Source organism: Bacillus badius NBRC 15713 (assembly GCF_001591605.1).
GTDB lineage: Bacteria > Bacillota > Bacilli > Bacillales > Domibacillaceae > Pseudobacillus > Pseudobacillus badius.
On record NZ_BCVF01000025.1, the window covers coordinates 12891 to 34117 of the forward strand.

Consider the following 21227-nt stretch of genomic DNA (forward strand, 5'->3'; position numbering starts at 1 on the left):
GCCGACATGTTTTTTAACAATGATAAGTAATATTTTTTTAATATAATTTTTCATTGTGTTATGATGATCTTATTTGTTGTATGATTAAATTGTTTCTACTTGAAAAAGGCAAACTTATTGAAAGATAAGGGCGCAAAGCTGCGGGTCTAAAGTTTACGGTCAGTGAACAATGATAGCCGGGCTGCCAAATAGGAATCTACTTCCTCATTTGGACAACTATATTAATTGGAGGCAGGGACCAAAATTGATGGAAGGAAATAAAGAATTAAGAAGAAGCATTCGCCGATTTTATGATTTATTAAAGAAATGTCCAGACAACAGAGATGCCGCTCATGATTTCCTGGTTTATTTACGCTCTCTTTTAAAAATTCAATCTAGAACACCTTTGCCAGCGCAGGAGGTCATGGCTCTTTTGAAAAAGCATAAACCGAACGTATTCTACACGTTACAGGACATGGCCGAAAAAAACTTGATGCTGGGAATTTTAACTGATTTGCCGGAGGACATTGAAACACCGGAAGAAAGGTTAGAGGAATTACTGAATATCTGATAGCAGTCAGGCTGGTAAAGTGACTTGTTGCAGGCGAGAGCAGAGTAAGGAAAGCGATGGAACGGGGGCAAGTGTTATAAAAAGAGAGAGCAAAAAAATATAAACCAGAATGCTGCAAAAAGAAAATGATGATGCAAGAATAAATCAGTCAAAATAGTGTTAACGAAGATCATGCGAATAAGGGGTCTCGATTTCAATGTGATAGCCGAGGGACTGTTCGTTGTTATGGAAATAATAAAGCAAGCGACGTTTACATAAATTAGTGTGACTAACAGATGAAACAGCCATGTAAGCAGCTTTATTAATCAATCTATTTATCTAACACTGAAATTAAAAAGTCCTGCCTTTGCGAGCGGGGCTTTTTAATTTTTTTTGCTGTGTGATGTGTTATCGCTCACAAGCCCAGCCGTCTTTATCACGATCGTGCTTTGGATCATAGGCTGGGTGTCCTTTTGCTACACCCTTTGGATATTTTTTCTAAGCTCTGTACAATTTTTAAAGGATTCCTTCTTCGGAGCTGGCTTTACAGGAGCCGGTTTCGGCTTTGCAGGAACTGCTGACTAAAGATAATGATAGAACAGCTGCAGCAACAGGCTTGAACCAGGCGGATTTCTTTGTAAACATAAAGATCTAGTCTCCTCTAAGTTGGTATATTCATAAAGTATTGTAAGAGATTTACTTAGCAATCAAATAGTACCATCTTTATTTTGAAATAAAAAGTGTTTTTTTGAAAATAAAGGAACATGTTCCCAATATTTCCGTAAAAGAACCGAATCCTAGCATCGGAAAAGCTCTGTTATTGTTTTATGCTGATGTTTTAGCTGTTCATGCAAAAGAAGGAAAGAGGCGAAGGAGTTATACATTAGGAGATAGTCACCTGAGCAGAATATATGAAGAAAAAGGGGCATAAAGGGAAGTATTATTCTATTGAAAATAGAAATAAAGTACCAACAGAAGAAGTAATCATTATGTATTTATAATGAGGAAGAAGGTTGACAACTGTGAAAATAAAATGCGGGGGGTTGTCTGCAGAAGGACGGCACCATACTATTTGTTTCTCATAAAATAGAGAAGGGCAAACTTCGGAGGGCAGCAATGAAGAATAAAACAATTGAGAAGCAAAAAAGCGAAAAGGTTTTGGCATTGGAGAAAGAGGTGGCATTGGGTCTGTGGGTTCAGGTGATAGGACAGCTGATCGAAATTAAAGGTTTGTCAGGGCTGTTATATGCTGAGGATCAAACAGATTCAATCGGAGAGCAGCAAGTGTTGGCAGCTGTTTGGATCAGGACAATCGGTCAAATTCTAGAAGCGGTTTCCGTGTCGAGTCAAATTAACGAGACAGATGTGAACAGACTGCAGCAGGAGCAAAAGCTGGCTATTACAGGAGATTTGCTTACAGCCATTGGAGCAGCCTACGAAGTGGCTGGCGGAGTGCGCGTGCTTGAGGAAGAGGCAGTAACCGCCCGGAGCCGCATTATTCCGTAAGAGGCAAGGAACGGCTTTTATATGACAGCCCCTGCTAAAAGCAGGGGCTGTTGCTGAATAGGCAGCTTTCCGGATAATAAAGTAAAATGGTCTGGTAAGCCTTATGTTTAATGATCGAACCGGTTCAAGGCCTGTTTTTCTTGCAAAAGCAGCTGGAATTCTTTTTCTAATTGTTCCGAAGGTTCAATGCTCAGCCGGCTAAGCACTTCTGATATCTTCATATCCAGCACAAGCAGCTTATCCGCATTCTTATCCGGATTCTTCTTTAGCTGTTTGCGCTGTTTGTACTGTTCATAGGTTCCTTCAAACAGCTCAATTTTCTGGTTGCGGATGACAGCCATTTTTGTAGCAACATTATCAATCAAGCGGCGGTCATGAGAAGCAAAGATGACCGTGCCCGAATATTCTTTTAAGAGAGCTTCTAAGGCATAGGTCGCGTCAATATCAAGAAAGCTTGTCGGTTCATCTAAAATGAACATATTAATATCACTTAAAAATAATTTAGCCAGTGCAGCTTTTACGCGCTCTCCTCCACTCAAGACGCCTGCTGGTTTGTAAACGTCGTCCTTGTAAAAGTGAAGTCTGGCAAGTACTGTCCGAATGAGTGCTTCCTCTTGTTTGGAGGTGGAGCGGACATTTTCCAAAATAGATTTCTTAACATCCAAAATCGTTAAATGCTGGCTAAAGTAACCAATTTTCACAGCGGGAGAAATTGTCACTCCGCTGTCTTGATGGACTATTTTCTTTAACAAAGACGTTTTCCCGCTGCCGTTTGGCCCGATTACTGCCAGCTTGTCACCAGCGCGGATATGAAAATCAGGGCTATCCCAAAGCAGACGCTGGCCAATTGTGCCGGAAACCTGCTGCAGCCGGAGAACGATTCGATCTTGCAAAACCTCTTCATTCGGCAAGCTCATTTTAAGCGCCGGGTATTCCTTCACTTTTTCTGGTTTTTCCAGGTGGTCTATTCTCTTTTCAATTGCTTTCGCTGTTTTTTGCAGCTTTTTTTGCTTTTTTGCAAAGTAGGGACGTGCTCCGGTAATGCTTGCTTCTGAAGAACTTAATCCTTTAGGGGCTTTGGTTGCCTTCTCCGCTTTTTTCTCTTTTAACCGTAAAGCTTCTTCAAGTTGTTTTTTCTTGCATTCATACTTCTCATAAGCCAGCTTCTTCTGCCGGAACTCCGCCTCTTTTTGTACTTCATACTCTCTGTAGCTTCCTTTGTATTCTTTGATCTCACCGTCATTTAGTTCCCAAATCTTTGTACAAACCGTGTTCAAAAATGTCCGGTCATGAGAGACGATGACGAAGGAGCCCTTCCATTGAAGCAGTTTTTTCTCCAGCCATTCGATATGCTCTGTGTCAAGATGAGTTGTTGGTTCGTCCGCTAAAAAAATGTCCGGTGCTTTCATTAAAGCCTGCTGGATGTATGACTGTGTTATTTCTCCGCCGCTTCTAGCAGCATCCGTTGTTTTTAGCTGGGGCAAAAGCTCACATTGAGCATGGTGAATAATCGTTCCGCTTTCTCGAGGCAAGCCTCCAGCTAATATGCTCAACAAAGTAGTTTTTCCGCTTCCGTTGCGGCCCACCAATCCAATCCGGTCATTTTTATGAATATACAGTTGATCGATGTCTAATAACAAGCGGTCTTTTACATAATGCTTAATTTGCAAAGCTTCCAATAATAACATATACTCATCCCCCATTTTTTATGATTCAGGGACAAAAAGCCCCCTATCTGGAGTCAGAATAGGGGACACAAATATAGGTGGACGCTAAAAAGAGGCTGCTCCTTTTAGGTTCAACTACAGAAGGACCTATCCTATTCTGAAAACTCCGCTTGAAGGCATCTTAAAGAAGACAGAAGCATTGTTCTGTAAAAAGTGCCTTCCATTGCTTGTTTTCATAAATAGGATTAGTACTTCATGTAATTGGTTCACCCTTCCGTTCTTTTATTCACACTACTTTAAATGATATGCTTAGAGTTGTCAAACTCCCTGCATGAACCGCAATCTATTTGGAAATAAGATGACTAAGGGCACTGCATGGGCAAGACTACCTGTTGAAAAAGGAGAGAAAGACTACATGGAAAACATTAAAGTTGGTGAAGTTTTTACAATTAGTGATGAAAATAATGAAGAGCAAGGTGTGGAAGTGCTTGCGGTCATTGAGATGGAGGGCAGTGTATATGCTGCCGTCGGATTTGTCGAGGACCTGCAGGAGGAGAGTGAAGAGGACATTGACATTTTCTTTTTAAAAGTCGATGAGGATGGCGATTTTACAGCTATTGCAAGTGACGAAGAATTCGATCAAGTTTCCTCCGCTTTCGATGAAATCATGCAGGAAGAAGAAGCGGACAGAAGCAGAGATTGAACCGTTCTGCCCGAATAAAGGCAAGTTTCAGCACCTCTTACATAAGAGTGTGCTGTTTTTAGTTGGGAAGAATATTGTATGGAATGGAAAAGTTGAAATAGGAGCCTGCCTTTCGTGCCCGTCATGTGCAGCAGGCTCCCGCACACGGCAATTAGTTCAAAAACTTATATCCGAATACATAGTAAAGAACCATGGAAGCACCGAGAAAGAAAGCAAAGAACAACACTTGCTGCGATACTGAACGATTTTTCAGCCAATCCCACCGTTTGTTTTCGATATCAAGCCAAAAAAAGTCTACAATGATGGCGACTAACACAATGGCAATAAACGTAGCAAAGTTCATCTGCACGCCCGCTCCTTTCCTCTTTTGGTGTTTATTATACCATAATATGGAATGAAAGACAGAGGAAGGCGATGGTGATTTTCCATTATTTGAAACTTTCTGTTGTTCTGTTCGTATGTCTTGTTAAGGGCAAGGAGATGGAGGGAATGTATGAGGTGAGCGAGGGCGGAGGGTGGTTATTCACTGCTGTGCCGGTGCTGGTCATCGTTGGTTTTGTAATTGTCTTTTTAGGGATCATCGGAAGGATGTTCAACGGACTGAGCGAATGGAAAAAGAACGAAGAATCGCCGCGCTTGTCTGTGCCGGCCATGGTGAAAACAAAGCGGGTACACGTAACAAGGCATAGTCATTCGCATGACGACCACACGGCCAGTTCAACGACCACTTATTTTGTTACATTTGAATTTGAAAACGGGGATAGGTCAGAATTTCGGATCTCCGGCAAAGAATATGGAGTTTTGGCAGAGGGAGATACCGGTATATTGACCTTTCAAGGTACAAGATATATTGATTTTGTCAGAAAGTGAGTGCTGCCGTAATTAGCTTGCTGAATCACCAGCAAAGTGCCTGGAAGAAAAGCAATCTTTACTTTTCTTTCAGGCGTCTCCTGCTTAAAAGAGCCTAATGAAGAGAAGTTAACTTTTGTAACCGTTCCTTCATGAGTTTTTTCCATTCATCAGCTAATTCCTCAACAGCTAATAATCTCTGGATTCCTTCAATTTCTTTTGGTCTGTGAAAGTAAAGGTCATTTCCTTCGAGAATAGATACTTGCTTGGGATGGGATTCCAATAGCCTAATATGGGAATCGCTGCGGACTGCGCCTTCTTCCAATACCCGGCATAAATAACCGGTAAATCCTGTTTGCACGATTCTTTTGAGAAGCACCGGGTTATCCGTCCGCTTGTTAATTGTGCTGCAGGGGATTCTTCCTTGTGTGACTTGTATAATTGCCTCTCCCAGCTGGAAAATATCACCGATGCACACGTCCTTTTCCAGCATATTCGTCACCGTTAGATTTTCTCCGAAAGCCGAGGCTGGCAAAGGGCGGGAAAATTCCTCTTCCCAAAATAAGTAATGCTCATGCGGATATACACATACAGCGCGGTCTGGTCCCCCATGATAGCGCAAGTCAGCCACTCCATCGCCTTTAAATCCTTCTTTTGTTAAGAAAGCTTCTGCGACCGGCTGTTTACAAATGCCTGTTTCCATCTCCTGGCCATCTCCATATGTCATTTTTTGAGGCAAGCCAATCGAAAAGTTTTTTAGTTCAATCGCTTTATTGCTTCTCACTTTTATCTGTACCTGCTTTCCTTGATTATTGATCCTTTTATTTTATCATTTGTCCGAATAGTAAGATAGGCTAGTCGTTCATCATACATGATTTGCGTTTCGTGCTGAAGCAAAGGTATGGTATGTACATTGCCTGCTTTCGTAGTTCTTTTTTACTTTATTGTGCACAAAAGGAAATCTTTTGTTTTGCTGAATGAGTGAGCGTAGTATAGTAAGCTTATTCAAGTAAGAGACAGAAAAGGGAGGTGACGTTTGGTGTTAAAGGAATTCAAAGAATTTGCTTTAAAAGGGAATATATTTGATCTTGCTATTGGGGTAATCATTGGTGCCGCCTTCGGCAAAATCGTATCTTCTCTTGTGGATGATATTATTATGCCGCTTGTTGGGATTTTAGTAGGCGGAGTGGACTTATCCAAATTATCGATTAAAATTGGCAATGCAACTTTGGCTTATGGGGCTTTTTTGCAAACGGTATTGGATTTTCTCATTATCTCGCTCTCTATCTTTATGGTGATTCGCTTTTTCGCGAAATTTAAGCGTAAAGAAGAACTGGCGAAAGAGGAAGAAGTGGAAGTGCTGGATAAAAAAGAAGAATTGCTGGCGGAGATCCGCGATCTACTTCAGGGAGAAAGAAGCAGAGTGTAGGCCATATTTAAGAAAAACACCACGGTGGGTCGTGGTGCTTTCAGACTGTAGACAAACTCAATGAAAGTTGATGTTTGTCTACAGTCTTTTTGTTTTCGGGTGGATGGGGCTGTTGATTGTCACTCCAGGCGCTTCGATTTCCGCGGGGCGGGCGGTGAGCCTCCTCGGCGCCAAATCGCCAGCGGGGTCTCCCCTGTCCCGCAGATCCCGCTGGAGTCTGTGCGCCTTCCATTTCAATTAATAGAGTACATAAGAAGAGGGAAGTTACACGAAATGGATATTTCTTCCCTATCTTGTCGATAAAGGAATTTATGCCTTTTCATCCGCAGCAAGGAGGATCAGTCTGTAAACGATGAACACCCCAAAATAAGCGCCAGATGCTAAGAAATATGGATTAAGAAAAATACCATGAATGGCGGTCATGAATACAGTGTTGTCAACTAGGATTTGATAAATAGAAGCAGCAGCGATATTGCCGAATACGAGCGAGGCAACAATAGCAAGTATGTTAAAAATTGTTCGAAAGATTTCCCTGTGATGTTGCAGGAAAGCCATAGCGATTGGAAAAGCAATACTAACAATTAAGATGAAAATTTTCAAAAAGACCCTCCTTTGCAATAGATGGCGCTTAGCTAGTTATTACCTTAAATGCGGGCGGATAAACAAGAGGATAAAAGAGAAAATGACAGGATGGCTTCTCTGAGGAAAGGTTGGGCAGTAATCTAAGAGAGAGCGATCAAGTAATTAATATACTGGCCAGTTTGTACGCCTTCATTCATTTGGTATAAAACGGGCATGAAAAGCCTGTTGATGAGCCACTTAAAACAATGATTGAATATTTACAGGAAGACGAAGTGAAGACTCTTTCGTGCCATAGTTTGCTTAATATAAACAGGCTGGAAGAAACAGATGATCCGAAAGAGCAAGTGGCAGCCGGTTTTTACGAAGTATCACAAAATTTTCTTGATTTTAAAGGGAATCAACAGACAGCGGAAGAAGAGTATAAAAGGCTTTATCTTTTCTGCGGCAAGCCGCTCAAAAATAGCTCTTCGAGAAAGGGGAAGGAAGAGAGAATTCTCGTTTTCCGTGCTACATTTTTAATAGAGGACCTGTTTGAGGTCAAAGCCAGGAGGATTTATAGGGCCAACTTGCGGGAGAGCGCCATTTTTGAAAAAAATTGATAAATTGTGATGTAGTGAAATTTTTGTTTGTCTAACGATGAGGGGGATAGAGATGAATATCGGAAAAGAATATTTGAAGGTCGTCCGGGAAAAGTTTCAAGAGATGAAAAACCTGGGGGAGAAGGCTGTTCGTCAATTATCAGAAGAGCAAATACACTGGGTATTTAATGAACAATCCAATAGTGTAGCGGTCATTATCAAACACGTAAGCGGGAATATGAAATCACGATGGTCTGATTTTTTAGTTTCCGATGGAGAAAAGCCGGATCGAAACCGAGAACAGGAATTTGAAGATAAGGGATCGACACAGCAAGAATTAATGGATGCTTGGGAAAAAGGCTGGGAGATTCTTTTTCATGCGCTTGACGGTTTAGAAGAGCAGGATTTGTTAAAAACGGTTCTTATCCGTGGTGAACGCCACACTGTATTGGAGGCAATAGAAAGGCAGATCGTCCATTATTCCGCTCATATCGGGCAAATCCTTTATATCGGCAAGCAATTAAAAGGGGATAATTGGGAAAGTCTTAGTATTCCAAAAGGAAAATCTGAAGAATTTTTGCAGCAAATGCTAAAAAAGAATCCATCTCAATAAAGTATATCTTTTAAACTGGATTGATAGATAAAGGAGACAAGAAATGGAGTTTTGTATGAAATTCGGGGATACCAATTTTATTGGGGTAGCCAATAGTGATACGTATCAATCATTTGTTGATGAAGACTGGGAGCTTGATAGTCTCTTGCAGCATTTCGGGAATGAAATGAAGCGAGGGCATATTCTAGTGTGTCAAATGACAAATGAAGGAATTGAGCATTCTTGGAAGGTGAAGGTGCAGATTGGAGCGGAAGCAGCCGCTCAGCCGTGCTTCAGGAAAGCGCAAGGGTATATTGAAGTAACGAAAAACGAGCTGTACTTAGTGGATTATGACTGCTTGACGATGGCAGCCCAGTTTGAAGACAATACAGTTCCTCATACTAATTGCTCTAATTATAGGATAGAAATTGAAAACGGGTCCTATCAAGTGGAATTTGTCCAATATTATAATGTAGATACAGATGAGTATACAGGAACGAAGGAAACCGATATTTTGCTGCAATTGACTAAAGTAACAGACTTCCAGCCGGTCACTGATCGCGTGTTTTGGTGCACATTCTAGAGCGGACTTATCGATATAAATAAGAAAAAAGAGAGGACACGCAAGCGGACATAGAATTTCCCGGCTGAGTGTCCTCTTTTATTTTATAGGGGGGTAAGGGATATACTCTAATTATGAACGATCAGTCGCAGCAAGAAAAGGAGAAAAATGTGGAAAATTACATGAGAGAAAAGAGTCGGCGCAAGGATAGACCCAAACAGCAATGAATGGTGGAGGAGGGACAGAAAATGGGCAAAATTGCGGATTTATCTCATCATCAAGGGAGCATTGACTGGAGTAAAGCAGCAGCTGAGCTGTCTCTTGCTATTCTTAGGGTTCAAGATGGCATCAGAATGCGGGATCGGCAATACGAAAGCTATACAGCCGGTGCCAAGAGCTATGGTGTCCCGTTTGGCAATTATGCTTTTTGCCGCTTTGCTTCTGCCGAGGATGCCAAAAAAGAGGCGCAAGAATTTTGGAAGCGCGGTGACAAAGCTGCGTTGTTCTGGGTGGCGGATGTAGAGGTGAAAACGATGGATGACATGAAGGCAGGGACCCAATCATTTCTTGATGAGCTGCGGAGGTTAGGCGCTAAAAAAGTGGGCTTATACGTCGGCCATCATACATACAAGCTGTTTGAGGCAGATAAGATCTGCGCGGACTTCATTTGGATCCCCCGTTATGGCGGCAGGAAGCCGGACTATTCCTGTGATCTTCATCAATATACGGCAACCGGTGCTTTAGCTGGCGTGAGAGGGCCGGTTGATTTAAACCAACTAACCGGAAGTAAACAGTTATCCTGGTTTTTGCAGCAAGAAGAGCTGAAATTAGCTGCCGCTGTAAAAGGACAGTATCGGGTTTATACGGGCACCTTTCATTCTGAGGCTGAAGCCGAAAAGCAGGCAAAGCGAATCGGCAAAGAGCTGGGCTATCAACCATTCTTTAAGGAGAAAAGAGTGTGGACCGGTTTATTTGAAACGCTGGAATCCGCCAAGGAAGCTCAGCGGAAAATCAGCCTGACGTTTGGCTTTAATCCGATGATCAGGCGAGAAGAATAAGAAAAGTCCCGCTCTATCCACGTTCCTGAAGTGGAAAGCGATAGTCCCCATCCATAAGAAAACAAAAAGACTGGAGACAAACGCCAATTTTCATTGAGTTTGTTTCCAGTCTGAAGCCAGGGAGATCCCTGGCTTTTGAAAGATCATGGTTCATCAATTGGAGGCGAATGTCTCTTAAAATCCGTATGGTCTTGGTCTCGGCATTGGCATTGGAGGACAGCAAGGATTAGGCGGCATGCCGCACATCATATGCTGCTCACAGCACTCATTTACAACGGATTCTGTGTGTGGAAAATAGTGCTGATGATTAATCATATGCTTGTTGACGGTAGTAGTATGGGAAGGATGAATATGTGGCACGACAGTGTTTATGATATTAGGTTTGACAAATTGCTGCGTCGGTGAAACCAATGGCGGATCGTATTGAGCAGGCAATACTTGAGGCGGACAAATGTGAGGCGGGCAGCCTCCAGGGCCAGCCCAAGGCTTGTTAAACATATCATAACCTCCTTTTTTTCGTAAGGTATTAAACAATAATAGCTTATGAAAAGATAAGGAAAATGGACTAGTTAGATGCCTATTTATTATAAATAAAAATTTTTAATTGATGACATGTGCAGAATCAAAATTTCCCTTAAGGAGCGAAAAGCGTGACATAGGACGATTGGCTAGCCGTTCATCTAAAAGCGGGCGAATGAAACGATCGTTGAAAGCAGTTCAATGTACCGGTTTTTTCTTATTTTATCAATTGTAAAAAGGATTTCACATATACATATGGAAATAAAAAAGATAACCAAAAAAGGGGATGGTTGAATTGCTGCTGAAAGGAATTAAAAGCTTCGAAGACTTGGATGATTTTATTTTTGAAAATAAGGTAGATATCCGCTGCAGAGAAAGCGGGCTGTCTGTCACTTTAGTGGAGCCGACAGAAGAAGGGGAGGACCTTGCGCTCATATTGAGCGACGGCTCGCAGTTGGAGTTATCGCCTGAGGAACTTGATCATTATTTAGAAGTAGTCCCGCCGGAAAACATCAATAACGGTTCCTTGTAAGCCGGGACTCCCTTTTTATAGAGCACCTATCCTTGTCCTTTAGGCGGCAAGGATTTTTTATGTGCAGGCATGAATAGATCATGTTTGAATGACAGCTATAAAAATATGAAAAATGTCTTATGCAAAAAGCGAAAAAATTTTATTGCGCCCCGCTGAATTTTGCTATTAATAAAGGAAACAATAGCACCGATAAATACTAGGACTATATAAGTGTTTAGGGGGCTTACGATGAAGTGGTTTTATAACTTGAAAATTGCAACAAAACTGGTTTCTTCTTTTATCCTGCTGGCAGCTATTGTTGCTTTTGTAGGAATGATGGGGATAACAGGCATAAATAAACTTAGCACTGAAATGGAAGATATGTATAACAGCAACGTGAAATCGATTACTCACCTTTCTGAAGCTACAATCCTGTATCAGCGAATGAGAGTCAATATTCGGGATATGACTTTCGTAACGACAGCGCCTGAACAAAATGCGGAATATGAAGAGAAGCTGAGTGAGCTCAAAGAAGAGTTCGAAGCAACGCTCGCTGATTATGAACAGACTAAGTTAACCGATGAAGAAAGCGTTCTGTACAAGAAGCTCCCGTCAGCTTTAGAGGAGTATTACCTCCTGTTAGATCAAGCCATAGAGCTGGCTCGAAAGAATGATGTGAAAAATTACATGAAACTTCATTCAAAATTTAAGCAAGCAGGAGATCATGTCGAGGGCACTTTACAAGAACTTATTGATATGAACATCGAACTTGCCAAACAAAAGGAGATAGAAGGCAATCAAGTGGTGTCTTCTTCCCGCAACCTGACTATGTTCATTATTTGTTTATCTATTCTTCTTAGCATTGGTTTAGGTTACTTTATTGCTCGTATAATTGGCCGTCCGTTACACAATATGGTCAGCGTAGTAGAAGCTGTCGCCAAAGGAGACTTAAGCAAACGAATCGACATTGAGGCGAAAGACGAGGTTGGAAAGCTAGGGCGGGAAGTAAACACAATGGTTGGAAATCTAAAAGCCTTGATCAGCAGCGTCAGCCAAAATGCGGAACAAGTCGCAGCGGCATCCGAAGAATTGTCTGTGAGTGCGGAACAGACAAGTCAAGCAACAAATCAGATTTCCTCAACCATGCTGCAAGTAGCTGACGGCACAGAAAAACAGGTTAGAAGCATGCAAGAAACTTCCCGCATTGTCAGCGAAATGTCCGCCGGAGTGGAGGAAGTATCCGCTTCTTCGCAAAATGTGTCCGCGGCAGCCGAACTTTCATTAGATAAAGCAGGAGAAGGAAAAGGTTCTGTGCAGACAGCGGTCAATCAAATGAACCTGATCAATGAAACAGTCAATACGTTAGGGACGGTTATTGTAGAACTTGGGGAGCGCTCCAAGCAGATCGGGCATATTACAGATGTGATTACAGGCATTTCTGGACAAACCAATTTATTGGCCTTGAACGCAGCGATTGAAGCAGCACGCGCGGGGGAGCATGGAAGCGGCTTTGCTGTTGTGGCAGATGAAGTGAGAAAGCTGGCTGAACAGTCCTCTAACTCTGCTCAAGAGATCGCGGCGTTGGTTACATGGATCCAGAGTGAAACAAGCAAGGCGGTTTCCGAAATGGAAAAAGCGAAGAAAGAGGTTCGCGAGGGCATCACAGCTGTTGAAACAGCCGGCGGCTCTTTCGAACATATTTATCAGTCCGTCGGTGACGTGGCCATTCAAACAGAAAGAGTGACAGCGACTATTGAACAAGTGGCTGCCGGCGTCCAGACCATTGTTCGCTCGGTTGATTCGATCACAGAAGTGACCGAAATGAATGCGGCCGGCACACAAGAGGTCTCTGCAGCTACAGAAGAGCAGCTGGCCTCTATGGAAGAGATCTCCCATTCCGCTGCATCACTGTCCTATATGGCGGAAGAACTGCAAAATCATGTGAAGAAGTTTAAATTATAATTCATAAATCAGAGGATTAGTTAAGAATGCTCTTGAGGAGAAGCGGATGGAATGTTCTTTTCTTTCATAGTTGAACGCTGATTGAAAGAAAAGGCATGGAAGACTATTCCCATTAACGATTGATCCTTTGTGATTGGCTTGAGCTACAGAGTAGAGCGCGAGATGAATAGTGTCGGATGTTTGAGAAACGCTAAATTTTCCTTAAAGGAGAATTTGGCGTTTTTTATTTTATAGCCGTAAAGAAAGTTTCTTAGTTGATAAGAGAGATAGAAAGTTCACTTCTTCCCGTTTACTTGGAGATTTTCAAGGGGTGTGAAGCGATTGTAAAGTTTTTTTAAAAAGATCTTGCCGTTAAAGAATCTTGAAGTATAAGAGTTTCTCTTTATTTAGCTTTCTATTTATTAAGTATCTTTTACTTTATTTTTACAAAATTCGCACAATTTGTATGATAAAGTTTTAATTGATAACTTGCTAGATGACTATCATTCTCAAGGTTCAAAGGACACGATTGGCTCGAATAATATACGCATTGGAGGAAATAGACAAATGACTTATCCATCCAGCTCTCATCGCAAATTTATTGCTTCAGGAGTAACAGCCGCTTTAGTAGCGGCAGCCCTCCCCCCTGCATTTGCTGCTTCATTTACAGATGTGTCCAGTACATATAAAGAGGCAGTAAACTATCTTATTAAAAATAAAATTACTTCTGGAGTGACAAGTACAGCTTTTGGAACCAATCTTTCAATTAAGAGGGTCGACGCGGCGGTGATGCTTGCTAAGGCATTAAAATTAGACATAAAAAATGTAGAGGCTTCGGGCTTTACAGATGTGCCTCATCGTGCGAAACCTTATGTGGATGCTTTAAAGAAAGCGGGAATTATCAGTGGGAAAACAGCAACAATATTCGGTTCAGAGCAAAGCATTACACGCGGGGAAGCGGCCCTTATGCTGGCTGAAGCGTATAAGCTAAAAGGGATCGATACAAAACTCCCTTTTACCGATGTGTCACCGCCATATGAGGAGGCGGTAAAAGCGCTTGTGAAACACGGCATTACATCAGGAAAGACAGCAACAGCTTACGGAACAGCGGCCCACATCAAACGCGGAGAATATGCCTTGTTCTTATATAAGCTCTCCCAGCTGGACGTACGTCAAGAAGTTATTGTGGAGAAATTGGAAGTAACGGCTTCATCAAACGGAACAGCTAAGGTAATGGTTACTTTTAGAAACGCGCCGGAAAATGCAGAAGCAACCGTTGAAGTTATGCGCGGCGGAAAAATAGTCGAGACAAAGAAAGTGAAGGTTGCCGGCAACCGGACAACCGCTGAATTCATGGGTCTTTCTGCGGGAACATATACAGTGAAAGTTACATTGAACGGCGTATCAAAAGAAACAGGCTTTACAGTGAAAGATGATGGAGGAGCGGTTAATCCGCCACAGCCAAATGAAAAGTTCACTTTATCATTCATGCATACAAACGATACGCACGGAAATCTGGATAATGCTGCAAAAAAAATGACGGCAATCAAAGAAGTGCGTGCTAAAAAGCCAAAAGCGCTATTAGTAGATGCAGGAGATGTTTTCACAGGAACGCTGTATTTCAATGAATTTAAAGGACAAGCAGATTTAAAGCTCATGAACCTTATGGGCTATGATGTGATGACATTCGGCAACCATGAATTTGATCTGGGATCAAGTCAAGCAGGCCATCAGGCGCTGGCTGACTTCATTAGAGGAGCAAAGTTTTCGTTTGTCAGCTCAAATGTTGATTTTGCGAAAGACGACAAATTTAAAGGCTTATTTAGTGACAGAATCTCCAGCCAACCGGAAGATGGAAAGATTTATAACGGGATTATTAAAGAAGTAGATGGCGAAAAAGTAGGCTTTTTTGGATTAACTACCGCAGAAACGAAAGATATTTCAAGCCCGGGCAAAGTGGAATTTAAAGACTATATCACGGAAGCGGAAAAAGCAGTAAAAGCATTTGAAGGACAAGGGGTGGATAAAATCGTTGCCGTTTCTCACATCGGGTACGATGACAACCAGGCAATAGATAATGATCTAACTTTAGCTGCCACAGTAGACGGGATTGATGTGATCGTCGGCGGTCATAGTCATACGAAGTTAAATGAAGCTATTAGCATTGACAAGGATGAAACCGGCAAAACGAAAAGTCCGACTATCATTGTTCAGGCAGATCAATACAATAACTATTTAGGTACATTAGACGTCACATTCGACAAAACTGGGAACGTCATCGGTCAAGCCAGTGAGTTAATTGAAATTAAAGATAAAAAGGAAGATCCAGAAATGCTCGAAGCATTGGAACCCTTCAAAGCCAAAGTAGACGAAACGAAAAATCAGCCGACGGGGGCTACGGCGGCTAAACCGTTAGAAAATCCGCGTACTGGGGGAGATAGCACCAAACCAAGCGTTCGTAAAAATGAAACAGAGCTTGGCAATTTAATTACAGACGGTATGCTGGCTAAAGCCAAACAATACGATCCGAAAGTGATTATGGCGCTTCAAAACGGCGGCGGTATTCGAACATCGATTGATACGGGTCCAATTACTGTCGGTGAAGTCATTAACGTCCTTCCCTTCGGCAACACATTAGCCACAGTGAGCGTCACCGGTGAGGAATTGAAAGCAGCATTTGAAACGAGTTTCACATCTTATCCGTTAGAAAATGGCGGCTTCTTGCACGTATCTGGAGCAAAAATTAAATTTGATTCTTCCAAGCCAGTAAACCAGCGCGTCGTATCCATCTCTTATAAGAAAGCAGACGGCACTTATGAAGAGATTAAAGCGAATGAAACATACAAGGTGGCAACCAATGCCTTCACTGCTAAAGGCGGAGACGGCTATGGTGTGTTCAAAAACGCTTATGAAGAAGGCCGTGTAACAGACTTAGGATTATCCGATTGGGAAAATCTAAGAGACCATTTGGAGAACTTGGGCACAGTGAACCCTGAGATTGAAGGGCGCATTACGGATGCAGCTGCCAGCGGCGGAGAAATGACAGGAGCTGACTTCTCCGGAACAGTTGGATCTCCCAAAATCCATGAAACAGATGTGACAGTTGATGTAACGGGAGCGGCTGCTTTAAACGATGCAGAGGTTAAAGGAAACTTAATTCTTAAAGGAACAGCCGGCACAGGTTTTAAACTGGAGAACATTAAAGTGAGAGGCAGCTTAGATTTGTCAGGGCTAGATCATTTGTTTGCGATAGATTTATCAAGTGTGGAGGTAACGGGAGAGACGATTGTTTAATCGTTGTTTTTGATTGTAGAAAGAGGAAGAAGAATTCAATGAAATAATCCTCGCCAATAAAGGAGACTAATCCAATGAGCAAGAAAAAATGGAAAAAAACATTAAGCAGCGTTCTCTCTGTCACATTAGCCGGAAGCCTGTTGATCCCCGCTTTTCCGACGGCAACCAAAGCATCCGCTGCCGCGGCTGATTTAATTATTTCAGAGTATATTGAGGGAAGCGGCAATAATAAAGCGCTGGAGCTATATAATGGCACAGGCGCCCCGATTGATTTAAGCCAATATAAGCTGGAATTATATTCAAACGGAGCAGCCAATGCAACACAAAGTTTATCCCTAAAAGGCACGCTGGCATCCGGAAATACGTATGTTGTTTACAATGGGAACGCAAGTCAAGCAATCAAAGATAAAGGGCAGCTGGCTCATGGCATTGCTAACTTCAACGGCGATGATGCCATCGTTCTGAAAAAATCAAATGCAGTGATTGATTCCTTCGGGCAAGTGGGGGTTGATCCTGGCAATGCCTGGGGGACTCATCCAACAACTATTGATACTACACTGGTTCGCCATCCATCCATCACAGCAGGCGATACAGCGGCTCATGATGCGTTCGACCCTTCAAAAGAATGGGTAGCGTTTCCTATAGATGACATTTCTAATCTAGGCTTTCACAAGATGGATAACTCCTCAATGCCCACCGATCCAACAGAACAGATAGAAGTAACATCTGCCGCTATTTCGGGAGCAGCTAAAGCGGGTGAAACGTTAACAGCGTCAGCTAATGAAGGAGCAACGAATGTAACCTATCAGTGGCAAATGGCGGACGCAGCAGATGGCGTTTACACAGATATTGAAGGGGCGACAAAAGCAACATTCGAATTAACAGCCGCACAAGCAGGGAAGTTCATCCGAGTAATCATTAGCGGAGATAATGGATCTGCTGTGACGAGTGCGCCGACAGGCCAAGTGGCAGCGTCAGATCCTGCCCAACAAACTGTGCCGATCGCGGAGGCCCGTACAAAGGCGCTTAATGAGACGGTGACGGTTAAGGGAATCATTACAGCTAAATTGAAAAACACTATGGCTGTTCAAGATAAGACAGGCGGAATAGCGGTTCGCCCGACAAACTTAGATGCAGCTGTAGGCGACGAGGTAACACTAACAGGAACAATTGCCGAATTTAAAGGGCTTCTGCAATTAGACAATGCAAAGATAAATGAGAAAAAAGCAGCTATCGGTGTTCCGGCTCCTGCGGAAGTGTCCGGCACGGAAATAAACGAAGATAATGAATCAAAGCTGGTTACTGTGAAACATGTTGAAATTACAGGCGTGAATGACGGCGGGACTTGGGCAAATTATCAGGCGAAAGATGGTTCCGCTGAATTTATTGTTCGTGATGAGACCGGTGAATTGGACGTAACAGAAGGCGGTAAGTACGATTTTATTACAGGAATTGTGCAGCAGTATAATGGTGACTACCAACTCATTCCACGTTCGCAGCAAGACATCGCTGCGGATAGTTCAGTGGTTCATCCTGTATTTGCCAATCCGGATAGCGGCACATTTGCAGGCGGCACAACTGTGACTTTATCGACACGCACAGCGAATGCGGAGATATTATATACGCTAGATGGTTCCGACCCAGCAGAAAAAGGGCAAAAGTATGAGGCGCCGATAGCACTGAACAAAACAACAACAGTAAAAGCTGCAGTAAAAACAGCCGATGGCAAAATGAGCGACACCAAACAGTTTCATTACCGCATCACAGATAGCTTGCAAATTCATGATATTCAAGGGGCCAGTCACAAATCGCCATTTGATGGGCAAACAGTGGAGAATATTGAAGGGGTTGTTACTTACTCTTTCAAATTAGGCACTGCAAATTATTATCATATTCAAACGCCGGACGAGCTGGCAGACCATGATCCCAAAACGTCGGAAGCAATAGTTCTGTACAGCGGCAAGAACCCTTGGCCAATCGCGGTAGGAGATTTAGTGTCTGTCACCGGAAAAGTCAGTGAATATGCTATTGACGGGTTCGATGACCGCCAGCAAACAGATATGAAAACAACTCAGATCAATGTTCGTAATGACCAAGGGGGTCATGTAACAGTTAAAGAAAAAGGGGCAGCATTGCCAAAGCCGGCCGTGATCGACGAAACGAATGTACCAACCGAAAAAATTGACAGCGACCAGCTTTCTGTTTTTAATCCGGATGTAGATGCAATTGACTTTTGGGAAAGCCTCGAAGGCATGCGTGTACAAACGGGGCGTGTAAAAGCGGTGGCTCCACAAGAACATGGAGATCTTGTAACTGTTCTTGAAAGTAAGAGAACCAATTCTTTACATGGGGGCTTGCTGCTGGAAAAAGATCATCAAAATGCCGACCGCATTCAATTCCGGCTGGAGCCGAACAAAGAAGCGCGCGACTTTGAAGTTGCGACCGGCGATACATTCGACGGGCCAATTACCGGTGTAGTCGGTTATTCATTCCAAAACTATAAAATTTACGTTGGACTGAATGAGATGAAAGCAGTGCACAAAAAAGGCCAGGCAAAGCCGGAACAAACAACTATTGTAAAGAAGGAAGACAAGTTAACGATTGCCTCTTACAACTTGGAGAATTTTTCAAACAACCTGACAACTACATCAGACGACAAAGCTAAAAAGCTGGCTAGAGCATTTGTTTCTGATATGCAAAACCCGGATATTATCGGTGTGACAGAAGTTCAAGATAATAACGGTCCGGATGCTGGTGATTCGAAGGCGAATCAAACTTACCAGCGATTGATCAATGAGATTGAAAAAGCGGGCGGGCCGGCATATAAGTATGTCAATATTGATCCTGAGTCTAATCAAGACGGCGGCCAGCCCAATGCAAATATCCGTGTCGGGTTTCTGTACAATCCTAAACGTGTGTCGTTAACCGAGGGAATGCCTGCAGGGAACGCAACAACAGCGGTTGCTTATAAAGATGGGAAATTAACGATGAATCCTGGCCGCATTGATCCGGCTCATCCTGCCTTTAAGAACAGCAGAAAGCCATTGGCTGCGCAGTTTGATTTCCAAGGTGAAAGCATCGTTGTGATTGCGAATCACTGGAACTCTAAAAACGGAGATACGCCGTTATTCGGTTCGCAACAACCGCCTGTTTATAGAAGTGAAGCACAGCGAAAAGAAATTGCAGCTGTCATCTCCGCCTTTATTAAGGAGGTCAAGACAGAAAATCCTGCTGCAAACATTGTCTCTCTGGGTGATTTTAACGACTTTCAGTTTTCCGAATCGTTAAAAATTCACGAAGGTGAATATATGACAAATATGATTAATCAAGTAGAAGAATCTGACCGTTACACATACGTATACCAAGGAAACTCTCAAGTGTTAGACCATATTTTAGTATCAAATCATTTAGCCAATCAAACCCGGGTGGACATTCTTCATGTCAATGCAGATTTTACTGATATGGCCGGCCGTGCCAGTGATCATGATCCTGTGCTGGCCCAAATTGACTTAAAAAGTGCTGGAGAAGAAGTTCCGGAACCGGTCAAGCCCGAAAAAGCATTTAACTTGGTCGGTTTTAAGACGGATAAGCTGACCATTAAGTCGCCGAATGTCGCTATTCATCTGGACCATTCATCCGTTATTGAAGAAGGGATCTGGCTAACAAGCAGTTATGCCGAACTGACAGGCGATGGCTTTAGCCAAACGAAAGTAACGATCCGTCCAAAAGAGAAAGGGGCCATCGTTGACTTCAAGGGTGTTAAAGCAGGAAAAGTAATCGTTGACGGACAGAACCTGAAAGAAATTAGAGGTGCCGAACACCTTGTTGGCATTAAATATGAGAATGGAGCAACACCTGATTCCATTAAAATAACAAATTCAAAAGGAGAGCCTATTGACTTTCCTTCTTCAGGAAACAATCAAGCGCCTGTATTGAAGAAAGAATTTTCTAATCAGACAGCCGTGCCAGGGGAGATCATTTCCTTGCATTTACCGGATTACTTTACTGATCCGGAGGGAGATCCATTAACCTTTGCCGCTACAAAAGGAAGGATTGATCCAAAAACATCAACACTTGCACTGGAGCTTGAAGAGGGAAACCATCTCGTGGCGGTTACAGCGACAGATGGAAACCAAAGTACAACAGCGCGTTTTAGCCTAACGGTCAAAGCAGCCGAGCAGTCGACAGAGAACTATTATCAAGATGCCTATGGAAAAACAGGGGCCCTCTTAAAAGCGTCTCTTCATGAAATTATCGATGACCACCGGCAGCTCTCGTATGAGGAAGTATGGGAGGCGTTGAAAGAGACGGATGAGGACCCTGCTAATTCAAATAATGTGATCTTGCTTTATTCCGGACAATCTCGTTTAAAAAGCTTGAACGGCGGCAATGCGGGGAATTGGAACCGTGAGCATGTGTGGGCCAAATCTCATGGCGATTTCGGGACAAGCAAAGGACCGGGAACGGATATTCATCATTTGCGTCCAACAGACGTAACAATAAACAGCACCCGGGGGAACTTAGACTTTGATAACGGCGGGAATGCCGTGAAGAATTGTAATGGCTGCTATCGCTCGGCTGATTCATGGGAGCCGCCCGACCGAGTCAAAGGCGATGTAGCCAGAATGTTATTGTACATGGCCGTTCGTTACGAGCCGGGAGATCGGGTAGATCTTGAGTTAAATGAAAAGCTGAATAACGGAAAAAACCCGTATCATGGCAAGCAATCGATTTTAGTGAAATGGCACGAGCAAGATCCAGTGGACGATTTTGAGAGAAACAGAAACAACGTCATTCAAAAATGGCAAGGAAACCGGAACCCGTTTATTGACCACCCAGAGTGGGTGAAAGACATTTGGTGACATAGATATCTGGTATTCGTCGTACAGCAGCATCAACAAGGGAGC

Annotated in this window: 18 protein-coding genes, 1 pseudogene and 1 riboswitch; of the genes and pseudogenes, 13 read left to right on the top strand and 6 right to left on the bottom strand. The window is 42.9% G+C overall.

Going from position 1 to position 21227, the window contains the following annotated elements:
* Window positions 1-97 precede the first annotated feature (97 nt).
* A riboswitch (cyclic di-GMP riboswitch) is annotated at window positions 98-189 on the top strand.
* Window positions 190-244: 55 nt separating this feature from the next.
* A complete protein-coding gene (locus BBA02S_RS12870) occupies window positions 245-550 on the top strand; it encodes a hypothetical protein (RefSeq protein WP_125474389.1) in 306 nt (101 codons plus the stop codon).
* A gap of 387 nt (window positions 551-937) precedes the next feature.
* Here the strand turns inward: BBA02S_RS12870 and BBA02S_RS21600 are convergent.
* Window positions 938-988, bottom strand: a pseudogene (locus BBA02S_RS21600) (excalibur calcium-binding domain-containing protein); the annotation flags it as partial.
* A gap of 657 nt (window positions 989-1645) precedes the next feature.
* Here BBA02S_RS21600 and BBA02S_RS12880 point away from each other — a divergent pair.
* A complete protein-coding gene (locus BBA02S_RS12880; protein ID WP_041096747.1) occupies window positions 1646-2035 on the top strand; it encodes a hypothetical protein in 390 nt (129 codons plus the stop codon).
* A gap of 107 nt (window positions 2036-2142) precedes the next feature.
* On the opposite strand, the gene BBA02S_RS12885 is transcribed toward BBA02S_RS12880, so the two are convergent.
* Entirely contained in the window at window positions 2143-3723 is a 1581-nt protein-coding gene (locus BBA02S_RS12885; protein ID WP_041113416.1) for a Vga family ABC-F type ribosomal protection protein, read from the bottom strand.
* 394 nt (window positions 3724-4117) lie between these two features.
* Here BBA02S_RS12885 and BBA02S_RS12890 point away from each other — a divergent pair, with 394 nt between their 5' ends.
* On the top strand, window positions 4118-4405 hold the full coding sequence (locus BBA02S_RS12890) for a DUF1292 domain-containing protein (RefSeq protein ID WP_041096743.1): 288 nt from the start codon (window positions 4118-4120) through the stop codon (window positions 4403-4405).
* A 151-nt stretch (window positions 4406-4556) separates the two neighbouring features.
* Here the strand turns inward: BBA02S_RS12890 and BBA02S_RS12895 are convergent, their stop codons facing one another.
* Window positions 4557-4748, bottom strand: coding sequence for a hypothetical protein (locus BBA02S_RS12895; protein WP_041096741.1), 192 nt, complete (start codon window positions 4746-4748; stop codon window positions 4557-4559).
* A 146-nt stretch (window positions 4749-4894) separates the two neighbouring features.
* Between BBA02S_RS12895 and BBA02S_RS12900 the strand changes: the two genes are divergently transcribed.
* Window positions 4895-5275: a DUF2500 domain-containing protein gene (locus tag BBA02S_RS12900; protein ID WP_041113417.1), complete on the top strand. Its 381-nt coding sequence runs from the start codon at window positions 4895-4897 to the stop codon at window positions 5273-5275.
* 94 nt (window positions 5276-5369) lie between these two features.
* Here BBA02S_RS12900 and BBA02S_RS12905 read toward each other — a convergent pair whose 3' ends face one another.
* The gene (locus tag BBA02S_RS12905; protein ID WP_052477264.1) at window positions 5370-5981 is read right to left on the bottom strand and encodes an MOSC domain-containing protein; all 612 of its coding nucleotides are present in this window, start codon (window positions 5979-5981) and stop codon (window positions 5370-5372) included.
* A 312-nt stretch (window positions 5982-6293) separates the two neighbouring features.
* Here BBA02S_RS12905 and mscL point away from each other — a divergent pair, with 312 nt between their 5' ends.
* Window positions 6294-6683, top strand: a complete 390-nt coding sequence (mscL, locus tag BBA02S_RS12910) for a large conductance mechanosensitive channel protein MscL (RefSeq protein ID WP_041113346.1) — start codon at window positions 6294-6296, stop codon at window positions 6681-6683.
* 309 nt (window positions 6684-6992) lie between these two features.
* Here the strand turns inward: mscL and BBA02S_RS12915 are convergent, their stop codons facing one another.
* Window positions 6993-7283 (bottom strand): hypothetical protein, encoded by a 291-nt coding sequence (locus tag BBA02S_RS12915; protein ID WP_041096735.1) that lies wholly within the window; start codon window positions 7281-7283, stop codon window positions 6993-6995.
* 227 nt (window positions 7284-7510) lie between these two features.
* On the opposite strand from BBA02S_RS12915, the gene BBA02S_RS12920 reads away from it, so the two are divergent.
* The 4 genes from BBA02S_RS12920 (at window position 7511) to BBA02S_RS12935 (ending at window position 10055) form a co-directional block, all read left to right on the top strand.
* Window positions 7511-7864 carry a hypothetical protein gene (locus BBA02S_RS12920; protein ID WP_156141439.1) on the top strand — a complete coding sequence of 118 codons (354 nt, stop codon included), beginning with the start codon at window positions 7511-7513 and terminating at the stop codon, window positions 7862-7864.
* Window positions 7865-7916: 52 nt separating this feature from the next.
* Complete coding sequence (locus BBA02S_RS12925) at window positions 7917-8456, top strand: DUF1572 family protein (RefSeq protein ID WP_041113348.1); 540 nt, start codon at window positions 7917-7919, stop codon at window positions 8454-8456.
* 55 nt (window positions 8457-8511) lie between these two features.
* The gene (locus BBA02S_RS12930; protein WP_082040192.1) at window positions 8512-9018 is read left to right on the top strand and encodes a hypothetical protein; all 507 of its coding nucleotides are present in this window, start codon (window positions 8512-8514) and stop codon (window positions 9016-9018) included.
* A 227-nt stretch (window positions 9019-9245) separates the two neighbouring features.
* Window positions 9246-10055: a GH25 family lysozyme gene (locus BBA02S_RS12935; protein WP_052475110.1), complete on the top strand. Its 810-nt coding sequence runs from the start codon at window positions 9246-9248 to the stop codon at window positions 10053-10055.
* A gap of 174 nt (window positions 10056-10229) precedes the next feature.
* On the opposite strand, the gene BBA02S_RS20325 is transcribed toward BBA02S_RS12935, so the two are convergent.
* Window positions 10230-10553 (bottom strand): CotD family spore coat protein, encoded by a 324-nt coding sequence (locus tag BBA02S_RS20325; protein ID WP_082028118.1) that lies wholly within the window; start codon window positions 10551-10553, stop codon window positions 10230-10232.
* Window positions 10554-10869: 316 nt separating this feature from the next.
* Between BBA02S_RS20325 and BBA02S_RS12940 the strand changes: the two genes are divergently transcribed.
* The 4 genes from BBA02S_RS12940 to BBA02S_RS12955 all read left to right on the top strand — a co-directional run bounded on the left by BBA02S_RS12940 (window position 10870) and on the right by BBA02S_RS12955 (window position 21182).
* The gene (locus tag BBA02S_RS12940) at window positions 10870-11106 is read left to right on the top strand and encodes a hypothetical protein (RefSeq protein WP_041096727.1); all 237 of its coding nucleotides are present in this window, start codon (window positions 10870-10872) and stop codon (window positions 11104-11106) included.
* Window positions 11107-11334: 228 nt separating this feature from the next.
* A complete protein-coding gene (locus BBA02S_RS21755; RefSeq protein ID WP_041096725.1) occupies window positions 11335-13047 on the top strand; it encodes a methyl-accepting chemotaxis protein in 1713 nt (570 codons plus the stop codon).
* A 546-nt stretch (window positions 13048-13593) separates the two neighbouring features.
* Window positions 13594-16320 (top strand): 5'-nucleotidase C-terminal domain-containing protein, encoded by a 2727-nt coding sequence (locus BBA02S_RS12950; RefSeq protein ID WP_082040184.1) that lies wholly within the window; start codon window positions 13594-13596, stop codon window positions 16318-16320.
* A 74-nt stretch (window positions 16321-16394) separates the two neighbouring features.
* On the top strand, window positions 16395-21182 hold the full coding sequence (locus BBA02S_RS12955; RefSeq protein WP_082040185.1) for an endonuclease: 4788 nt from the start codon (window positions 16395-16397) through the stop codon (window positions 21180-21182).
* Window positions 21183-21227 lie beyond the last annotated feature (45 nt).

What these genes read in the sequence shown, in the direction of transcription:
- BBA02S_RS21755 (WP_041096725.1), top strand. Translation starts at nt 11,335, where the DNA reads ATGAAGTGGTTTTATAACTTGAAAATTGCAACAAAACTGGTTTCTTCT.
- BBA02S_RS12880 (WP_041096747.1), top strand. Translation starts at nt 1,646, where the DNA reads ATGAAGAATAAAACAATTGAGAAGCAAAAAAGCGAAAAGGTTTTGGCA.
- BBA02S_RS20325 (WP_082028118.1), bottom strand. Translation starts at nt 10,553, where the DNA reads ATGTTTAACAAGCCTTGGGCTGGCCCTGGAGGCTGCCCGCCTCACATT.
- BBA02S_RS12885 (WP_041113416.1), bottom strand. Translation starts at nt 3,723, where the DNA reads ATGTTATTATTGGAAGCTTTGCAAATTAAGCATTATGTAAAAGACCGC.
- BBA02S_RS12890 (WP_041096743.1), top strand. Translation starts at nt 4,118, where the DNA reads ATGGAAAACATTAAAGTTGGTGAAGTTTTTACAATTAGTGATGAAAAT.
- BBA02S_RS12905 (WP_052477264.1), bottom strand. Translation starts at nt 5,981, where the DNA reads ATGACATATGGAGATGGCCAGGAGATGGAAACAGGCATTTGTAAACAG.
- BBA02S_RS12955 (WP_082040185.1), top strand. Translation starts at nt 16,395, where the DNA reads ATGAGCAAGAAAAAATGGAAAAAAACATTAAGCAGCGTTCTCTCTGTC.
- BBA02S_RS12925 (WP_041113348.1), top strand. Translation starts at nt 7,917, where the DNA reads ATGAATATCGGAAAAGAATATTTGAAGGTCGTCCGGGAAAAGTTTCAA.
- BBA02S_RS12935 (WP_052475110.1), top strand. Translation starts at nt 9,246, where the DNA reads ATGGGCAAAATTGCGGATTTATCTCATCATCAAGGGAGCATTGACTGG.
- BBA02S_RS12930 (WP_082040192.1), top strand. Translation starts at nt 8,512, where the DNA reads ATGAAATTCGGGGATACCAATTTTATTGGGGTAGCCAATAGTGATACG.
- BBA02S_RS12895 (WP_041096741.1), bottom strand. Translation starts at nt 4,748, where the DNA reads ATGAACTTTGCTACGTTTATTGCCATTGTGTTAGTCGCCATCATTGTA.
- BBA02S_RS12920 (WP_156141439.1), top strand. Translation starts at nt 7,511, where the DNA reads ATGATTGAATATTTACAGGAAGACGAAGTGAAGACTCTTTCGTGCCAT.
- BBA02S_RS12900 (WP_041113417.1), top strand. Translation starts at nt 4,895, where the DNA reads ATGTATGAGGTGAGCGAGGGCGGAGGGTGGTTATTCACTGCTGTGCCG.
- BBA02S_RS12950 (WP_082040184.1), top strand. Translation starts at nt 13,594, where the DNA reads ATGACTTATCCATCCAGCTCTCATCGCAAATTTATTGCTTCAGGAGTA.